At 71.3% G+C, this 7,527-nt stretch carries 7 protein-coding genes and 1 pseudogene; 6 read left to right on the forward strand and 2 right to left on the reverse strand.

Features of this window, described 5'->3' with window-relative positions:
- The first annotated feature begins 287 nt into the window (after positions 1-287).
- Together ACFYXB_RS34215 and ACFYXB_RS34220 are read left to right on the forward strand one after the other, a co-directional pair.
- Positions 288-1,790: a metallophosphoesterase family protein gene (locus tag ACFYXB_RS34215; RefSeq protein WP_389588955.1), complete on the forward strand. Its 1,503-nt coding sequence runs from the start codon at positions 288-290 to the stop codon at positions 1,788-1,790.
- Between the two features lie 67 nt (positions 1,791-1,857).
- Complete coding sequence (locus ACFYXB_RS34220) at positions 1,858-2,886, forward strand: LLM class flavin-dependent oxidoreductase (RefSeq protein WP_389588956.1); 1,029 nt, start codon at positions 1,858-1,860, stop codon at positions 2,884-2,886.
- Position 2,887: 1 nt separating this feature from the next.
- Here the strand turns inward: ACFYXB_RS34220 and ACFYXB_RS34225 are convergent, their stop codons facing one another.
- Positions 2,888-3,862 carry a TauD/TfdA dioxygenase family protein gene (locus ACFYXB_RS34225; RefSeq protein WP_389588957.1) on the reverse strand — a complete coding sequence of 325 codons (975 nt, stop codon included), beginning with the start codon at positions 3,860-3,862 and terminating at the stop codon, positions 2,888-2,890.
- Between the two features lie 167 nt (positions 3,863-4,029).
- Between ACFYXB_RS34225 and ACFYXB_RS34230 the strand changes: the two genes are divergently transcribed.
- Entirely contained in the window at positions 4,030-4,860 is an 831-nt protein-coding gene (locus tag ACFYXB_RS34230; RefSeq protein ID WP_389588958.1) for an aldo/keto reductase, read from the forward strand.
- A gap of 1 nt (position 4,861) precedes the next feature.
- On the opposite strand, the gene ACFYXB_RS34235 is transcribed toward ACFYXB_RS34230, so the two are convergent.
- The gene (locus ACFYXB_RS34235; RefSeq protein ID WP_389588959.1) at positions 4,862-5,743 is read right to left on the reverse strand and encodes a helix-turn-helix domain-containing protein; all 882 of its coding nucleotides are present in this window, start codon (positions 5,741-5,743) and stop codon (positions 4,862-4,864) included.
- A gap of 158 nt (positions 5,744-5,901) precedes the next feature.
- Here ACFYXB_RS34235 and ACFYXB_RS34240 point away from each other — a divergent pair, with 158 nt between their 5' ends.
- The 3 genes and pseudogenes from ACFYXB_RS34240 to ACFYXB_RS34250 all read left to right on the forward strand — a co-directional run bounded on the left by ACFYXB_RS34240 (position 5,902) and on the right by ACFYXB_RS34250 (position 7,417).
- Positions 5,902-6,777: an oxidoreductase gene (locus tag ACFYXB_RS34240; RefSeq protein ID WP_389588960.1), complete on the forward strand. Its 876-nt coding sequence runs from the start codon at positions 5,902-5,904 to the stop codon at positions 6,775-6,777.
- Between the two features lie 35 nt (positions 6,778-6,812).
- A pseudogene (locus tag ACFYXB_RS34245) lies at positions 6,813-7,058 on the forward strand (3'-phosphoesterase); the annotation flags it as partial.
- Between the two features lie 110 nt (positions 7,059-7,168).
- A complete protein-coding gene (locus ACFYXB_RS34250; RefSeq protein ID WP_389588961.1) occupies positions 7,169-7,417 on the forward strand; it encodes a hypothetical protein in 249 nt (82 codons plus the stop codon).
- The last annotated feature ends 110 nt before the right edge of the window (positions 7,418-7,527 follow it).

The raw sequence follows: 7,527 nt of genomic DNA on the forward strand, positions 1-7,527 counted from the left end.
CCCCAGGAGCACCCGCCCCAGGCACCCTCGTCGGCGCCTGGGGCGTTCGCTGTGCGAGGGATACACGCTGTTCGGCCGCCGACCTCGAGACAATCCGCGCTGACCTCTGGAGGGCTTCCAGATGCTGCACATGGCCCTGCGGACCCGGCCCGAGGGGCACGGCTGGATGAGTGGCGTCAAGATCATCGCCCCTTGACCCGGCGCGACGCGGGGTCACCCGTCGGCCCGCCTGCCGCTCCTCCGGTGCCGCACGTCGGACGAACGGTTCGCATTGCTACGGTTCCCCGGTGGCTGACTCCTCACGCGATACCGCAGCAGGCGCCGGTTGGGGCGCCGCCGAGCCGGGTGGCTACCGGCAGTTGATGCCGGACCACGTCGAGAAGCTGTCCTGGCTCAACCCGAAGACGCTGTGGGCCGCCCGCAACGGGGTGGTGGCTTCCTGGTTCGGTGATCCGACGGGACGTACCCGAAGCCGTTGGGTGGCGCGGCGGGCCGAAGCGGGCGCGCCCGTCGACAAGGTGATCCGGCGCGACGACCCGGACCGCTTCTCGTTCATGGTCGTCGGCGACCCCGGCGAGGGCGACGACTCCCAATACGCCATCGTGCCCGGCTTCCTGAAGGCGAGTCAGGGCACGAGCTTCGCGGTCATCGCGAGCGACGTGATCTATCCGGTCGGCAGCACCGACGACTACGGCACCAAGTTCTTCCGCCCCTACCGGGACTACCGGGCGCCGATCTACGCGATACCCGGCAACCACGACTGGTACGAGGACCTCGGCGGGTTCATGCGCGTCTTCTGCGCGGACACCCCGCCCCTCGCCCCCGAGCCGAAACCCCGCCCGCTGAGCCGGAGTTGGTGGCGGACTGTGCTGTGGCACGCGCCCCGTGCGGCGGACGAGCAGCGGCTCGCCGACGCACGGGCGTTGCGGTCGGCGCCGGAGCAACAGGCCGTCCAGCCGGGGCCGTACTGGGCGATCGACGCCGGACCGGTGCGGATCATAGGCATCGACACCGGCCTGCTCGGCACGATCGACGCCGAACAGGGCGCATGGCTGCGGGAGGTGTCCAAAGGTCCCCGGCCTAAGATCCTCGTCAGCGGCTCCCCGCTGTACGTGGACGGCGCGCACCACCCCTGCGCCGTCGAGGGCGGCGGCACGGTCGACGACGTCGTCCGCGATCCAGCCCACCACTACGTGGCGGCGATAGGCGGCGACATCCACAACTACCAGCGCTATCCGGTCGACGTGGACGGCCGCACCATCCAGTACGTGGTCTCGGGCGGCGGCGGAGCCTTCATGCACGCCACCCACACCATCCCCCGCGTGTCGGTGGCCGGTGTCCCGGAGGACGACTTCCGCTGCTATCCGCTGCGCGGCGACTCCCTCGCCTTCTACAGCAGGCTGTACGGCCGCCGGTTGCGCCTGCGTCAGTTCTTCGCCCTCACCGAGGCGGAGGCGACGGCGGTGATCGCGGAGCGGCTCGGCATCAGGACCGGGCGCGCGCCGGGACCGGACGCCCGGGTCACTTGGCGCACCCGGCTGGTCGCGAGCCTGCTGGGCGCCGGTGGCCGTCCGGACCGTACGTCCCGGTTCCGGCTGCCCGTGCGGAAGGTCTACACGCGGCTGTTCTCACCGGGTTCGGCGACGTACAGCCCGCCCTTCTTCAAGTCCTTCCTGCGCCTGGACGTCACCCCGGAGGCGGTCCGTCTGCGCTGCTTCGCAGCGACCGGCAACAGGGCACAGGAGCTCGACCCACCGGTCGAGGACGAGATCACCATCCCGCTGAGCTGATCACACGCCAGCAATGTTCGCCTGCGACAATCAGGACAGAACTGACGTACGACTGTTGGAGGAGCCCGTGCCGTCCACCTCACGCCCGTTGCGCAAACTGGGCTTCCTCACCATCGGGCTGTTCGACGGGGCCGATCCGGGCCCTGGACACGAGTCCACGCTGGAGATCATTGAGCTGGGCGAGCGGCTGGGCTTCGACAGCGCGTGGGTGCGCCACCGGCATCTGCAGTACGGCATCTCGTCCCCCGTCGCCGTCCTCGCGGCCGCCTCGCAGCGCACCAGCCGTATCGAACTCGGCACCGCGGTCATCCCGTTGGGCTGGGAGAACCCGCTGCGCCTCGCCGAGGACCTGGCGACCGTCGACATCCTGTCCGGCGGCCGGCTGAACCCGGGCATCAGCGTGGGCCCGCCGATGCACTACGACCAGGTCAAGGACGCGCTGTACCCGGACACCGGCGACATCGAGGAATTCGGTTACGAGCGGGTGCGGCGGCTGCTCGACCTCGTGCGCGGCAAGCCGGCGACCGACTTCAGCGGCGTCGAGGGCTTCGAGGTGTTCTCCGACGTCGTACAGCCGCATTCCGCCGGTCTGGGCCGCCGGCTGTGGTACGGCGGCGGCAGTGTGCGTTCGGCGGCCTGGGCGGGCGAGCACGGCATGAACTTCCTGACCAGCAGCGTGGTCAAGGCGGAAAAGGAGGCGGAGTCCTGGGACTTCGCCGAGATCCAGCTCGCCACCATCCGGGCCTTCCGCGCCGCCCACCCCGACGGCGAAGCCGCCCGCGTCTCCCAGGGCCTCGTCGTGATCCCCACCGACTCCGCCTCGCCCGAGCAGCGCGCCAAGTACGAGGCGTATGCGGCCAAGCGACTGCCCCGCACCGCGTCCCCGCAGGGTCCGGCGCGGCTGCTGTTCGCGCCGGACATCGTCGGCACCTCAGAGCAGATCGCCGAACAACTGCATGCGCACGCCGCGTACCGCGAGGTCGACGAGGTGGCGTTCGCGCTGCCGTTCACCTTCGCGCACGAGGACTACGTACAGATGCTCACCGACATGGCGACCCGGCTCGGCCCGGCGCTGGGCTGGGCATCGAAGGCCTGACTCACCAACGGCCCGGCTGCGTGCCGGTGACCGGCGTGGACGGTCTGCCGTCCACGCCCACCGGGACGTCACCCGCGAGCATCACCCGGTGCATGATCCGCGGGAAACCGAGCCGGGCGTTGTCGCTGGGAGCAAGGTGGATGGTGGCCCGGTTGTCCCAGAAGGCGACGCTGCCGGGCTCCCAGCGGAAACGGACCGTGTACTCGGGCCGTACGGCCTGTTCGAGGAGCATCTCCAGGAGCGCCGCACTCTCCGGGCGGGAGACGTCGGCGATCTGCTCGACGTAGTAGCCGTTGACGAAGAGCACCCGCTCCCCCGTCTCCGGGTGCACGCGCACCAGCGGGTGCACCGAGGCGACCTGATGTTCCAGCAGATGGCGGAGGTACGCGTCGTCGCCCGGCCGCGACTGGTAGCCCACACCCAGCCGGTGCTCGGCACGCAGCCCGTCCACGAACGCGCGGACGGGCGCGGACAGTCCGGCGTAGGCGGCGGCCAGATTGGACCAGGTGGTGTCGCCGCCGTAGGGCGGGACGGTCTCGGCACGCAGGATCGTCGCGGCAGGCGGGTCGATGCGGGCGCCGTGGTCGCAGTGCCAGCCGCGCAGCAGGGTGTGCCGGCGCCGCCCGAGCCACTCCTCGTGCTCCATGCCGAACCGGCCGCCCAGCTCCAGCCGGTCGGCGGTCGTCTCCACCTCCGGGAAGTCCGGCGGCGAGGCGCTCCCGCGCCGCCCGAGCACGACCGGCTCGCCGAACCGGCGGGCGAACGCCACGTGATCGGCGTGGTCGAGGCGCTGCCCACGGAAGAACACCACCTTCCAGCACAGCACCGCCTCCCGGATCAGGGCGACCACGGCGGCGTCCAGGTCACCGGCCAGGTCGACTCCCGTGATCTCGGCGCCGATGTGCCCGGCAGCCGGTCTCACGTCGATCCCCGTGATCCGCTCCACCCGGTCCGCCGTACCCCTGTCCGTGGTCATGCGCGCTCCGATGGTCGTCCCTGCCGGCCCCCAGCAGATCGTGTCAGCGATTCGGCGCCGTGGCGACGGGGCGTCCCGCCCACCGGGTACGGAGGGCGCTCGGGTTGGTCACCCCTCGCTCCGTCGCCCAGGCTGGGGATACGACACAGTCGAAGGAAGGCTCCAACGTGACCAGCATTCCGGCGCACACGCTCAACGACGGCACGCGGCTCCCGGACGTCGGCCTGGGCACCTGGCCCATGGACGACGCACAGGCCGAACAGGCCGTGCGCGGCGCTCTCGGGCTCGGCTACCGCCTCGTGGACACCGCGACGAACTACCGCAACGAGACCGGCGTCGGCCGGGGCATCGCGGCGAGTGATGTCCCCCGCGAGGAAATCGTGGTGACCACGAAGCTCCCGGGCCGGCACCACGGCTACCAGGAGACCCTCGCCTCCTTCGAGGAGTCCCGGCAGCGGCTGGGCCTGGAGTACGTGGACCTGTATCTGATCCACTGGCCGCTGCCCCGCGTCGACAAGTACGTCGACTCCTGGAAGGCAATGATCAAGCTGCGCGAGGACGGTCTCGTGCGCTCGATCGGCGTCTCCAACTTCACACCGGAGCACATCGAGCGGCTGGAGAAGGAGACCGGCGTGCTGCCGTCCGTCAACCAGATCGAGCTGCACCCGCTGTTCCCGCAGGACGAACTGCGCACCTTCCACGCGGCCAAGGGCATCGTCACGGAGAGCTGGAGCCCGCTCGGCCGCGACGTCGCCCTGCTCGACGATCCGGCGATCGTCAGCACGGCCGAGGCACTCGGGGTGACACCCGCACAGGTGGTGCTGCGCTGGCACGTCCAGCTGGGCGCCGTACCGATCCCGAAGTCGGCCGACCCCGCCCGGCAGAGCGCCAACCTCGATGTCTTCGGCTTCGAGCTGGACCCCGGGCAGCTGGCGGCGATCTCGGACCGGCCGCACCGGCGCCTCGGCGGGGACCCGAAGACGCACGAGGAGTTCTGAGCTACTGCTCCTCGATCCGCCGGCCCGAGGTGTCCCGGTCGTGTCCGGGTGCGCTGAGGCTGCCGAGGATGTCGAGGAGCTCGGCGCTGCGGCTGCCGGGCTCGGCGTGGAACACGACGACCATGAGCCCGTCGGTGCCGTCCATGGAGAACTTGTTGGAGTGCAGGTCGAGGTCGCCGACCTGCGGGTGAGTAAGAAGGCTCAGCCGCCCGCGCCAGGGCCGCACCTCGTGCCGGGCCCACAGGGTGCGGAAGCGTTCGCTGCGCACCGACAGGTCACCGACGAGCTCGCGCAGCCGCGGGTCGTCCGCATCGGGTCCGGCGTAGGCGCGCAGGACGGCCACGCCCTCCTCGGTCAGGTCCTCCCAGTCCCGGCGCAGCATCCGCTCGGCCGGGTCGAGGAAGACGGCCCGCAGCAGGTTGACGCCGGGCGCGTAGTTAGGCGTGAGCGCCCGGGCCAGGGCGTTGACCGCCAGCACGTCGGTGTACCGGTTCTGCACGTAGGCGGGGTTGCGCGGCCAGCCGTCGATGAGCTGCAGCAGGCTCGCCGGCACCTGCTCCGAGCGGCGCGGCGACCGCGTGCGGACCGGCCGGCGCAGGTCGACCGGCCGGTCCTGGGCCAGACTGACCAGGTAGGCGGCGGCGTCCTCGTCCAGCCTCAGGACGCGGGCGATGGCCCCGAGAACCTGGACGGACGGATTGCGGTCGCGGCCCTGCTCCAGGCGCAGGTAGTAGTCCGAGCTGATGCCGGAGAGCATCGCGACCTCCTCGCGGCGCAGCCCCGGCACCCGGCGAAGACCGCCGCCGGGCAGCCCCACGTCCGCCGGCCTGACCAGGGCCCGGCGGGCGCGCAGGAACTCCCCCAGCGCGTTCGTTCCGTCCATGTCCCCACCGTACGGCCGCCCCGTCCGGGGTGGGTGTCCCTGTCACCACCAGGAACACGGGGGCACTGCCGCCGCACGCGCGTCGGGCGCACTGTGGACAAGGACGACGGGCCGTCGCAGCGGCGGCCCGGCGGAACGCACATCACGAGAGGTACGACATGTCTGCAACGCTCGGCGGAACCTTCACCCCGGCCGACGGCCTGACCCTCACCCGCATGGGCTATGGCGCCATGCAGCTGGCCGGGCCGCACGTCTTCGGTCCGCCCAGGGACCGGGCGCGGGCCGTCGCGGTGGTCCGCGCGGCGGTGGAGGCGGGCATCACCCACATCGACACTGCCGACTTCTACGGCCCCACGGTCGTCAACGAGATCATCCGGGAGGCCCTGCACCCGTACCCGGCCGACGTCCGCATCGTGACGAAGGTCGGCGCCCGCCGCGGAGCCGACGGCAGCTGGGTCATGTCCCGGCACCCCGAAGACCTGAAGGCACAGGTCTACGACAACCTGCGCAACCTCGGCGTGGAGGCCCTGGACGTGGTCAATCTGCGTCTGGGCGACGTCGACGCCCCGAACGAGGAGTCGATCGCCGACAAGTTCGGCGGCCTCGCCGAGCTGCGGAAGCAGGGCCTGATCCGGCACCTCGGGCTCAGCACGGTCACCGCCGGACAGCTCGACGAGGCGCAGGCCATCGCACCCGTGGTCACCGTGCAGAACCTGTACAACCTGGCCAACCGGCAGGACGACGCGCTGGTCGAGCGCACGGCGGCTGACAACATCGCCTTCACGCCGTACTTCCCGCTCGGCGGGTTCACCCCGCTCCAGTCCGACACGCTGACCAAGGTCGCCGTCCGTCTGGACGCCGCCCCGCAACAGGTCGCGCTGGCCTGGCTGCTGCAGCGCTCGCCGAACATCCTGGTCATCCCGGGCACCTCCTCCCCGGACCACCTGCGGGAGAACATCGCCGCGGCATCCCTGGTCCTGCCCGCCGACGCGATCGCCGAGCTGGACGGCATCGGGCGGCAGGCCGCGAGCTGACCATGTGGGCGGCCGCCCTGGGTACTCGGGTGCCGGGGCGGCCGGTCGGATTCGCCGAGTCCCTGGAGCGCGGACACGCGACCTTCCGGCTGCACGGCACCAAACTGCGCGGCGACTACGCCCTGACCCGCTTCCGCGGCCGGGACGGCGACGACGCCTGGCTGCTGGTGAGGAAGAGGCCGGCCCGGGCGAGCGGGCACGGCACCCCCGATCCACGCCGGGCCCGCTCGGCGCGCACGGGACGCACCCTCGCCCAGGTCGCGGCGGCCGAAACGCAGTAACGCGCAGCGCATAGCGCGGATTGACCGGTTCCGGCCCCAACTGCCCCTCCGGCAGCCTATGTTCGCAGCGGCGCTCGATCTCCGTCCGTCGCTCCAGGAGGCTGCTCCCCATGCGCAACGCCCTCCGCACCGCCCTAGTCGGCTCGTCGGTCCCCGCCGCACTGAAGCTGAAGAAGCGGATCAAGCGCTTCGCGCTGGACAAAGAACTCGACCACCTGCCCATCGGCGACATCGTCTCTGTCGCGCTGGACGAGTGGCTCACCGCCCGCGGGTTCAGACCCAGGCCACGGCGCAAGGCGGCCGCTCTCCCGCAAAGAGCGCGCGGCTGCCTTGCGCCGACTATTCCAATAGCCCAATAGGCGGCCAGTTAGCCGCCTAGAAGACTGCTGAAAATCTCGGGTTCTGGCCCCGGCTCGGTGGAGTTGGGGCCAGTCTTGTGGGCATGCAGGGGGAATGGGCCGGGGAGATG

The organism is Streptomyces sp. NPDC002619 (genome assembly GCF_042889305.1).
GTDB lineage: Bacteria > Actinomycetota > Actinomycetes > Streptomycetales > Streptomycetaceae > Streptomyces.

Coding starts and splice junctions, on each gene's coding strand:
- ACFYXB_RS34225 (WP_389588957.1), bottom strand. CDS start 3,862: ATGACCACGGACAGGGGTACGGCGGACCGGGTGGAGCGGATCACGGGG.
- ACFYXB_RS34235 (WP_389588959.1), bottom strand. CDS start 5,743: ATGGACGGAACGAACGCGCTGGGGGAGTTCCTGCGCGCCCGCCGGGCC.
- ACFYXB_RS34240 (WP_389588960.1), top strand. CDS start 5,902: ATGTCTGCAACGCTCGGCGGAACCTTCACCCCGGCCGACGGCCTGACC.
- ACFYXB_RS34250 (WP_389588961.1), top strand. CDS start 7,169: ATGCGCAACGCCCTCCGCACCGCCCTAGTCGGCTCGTCGGTCCCCGCC.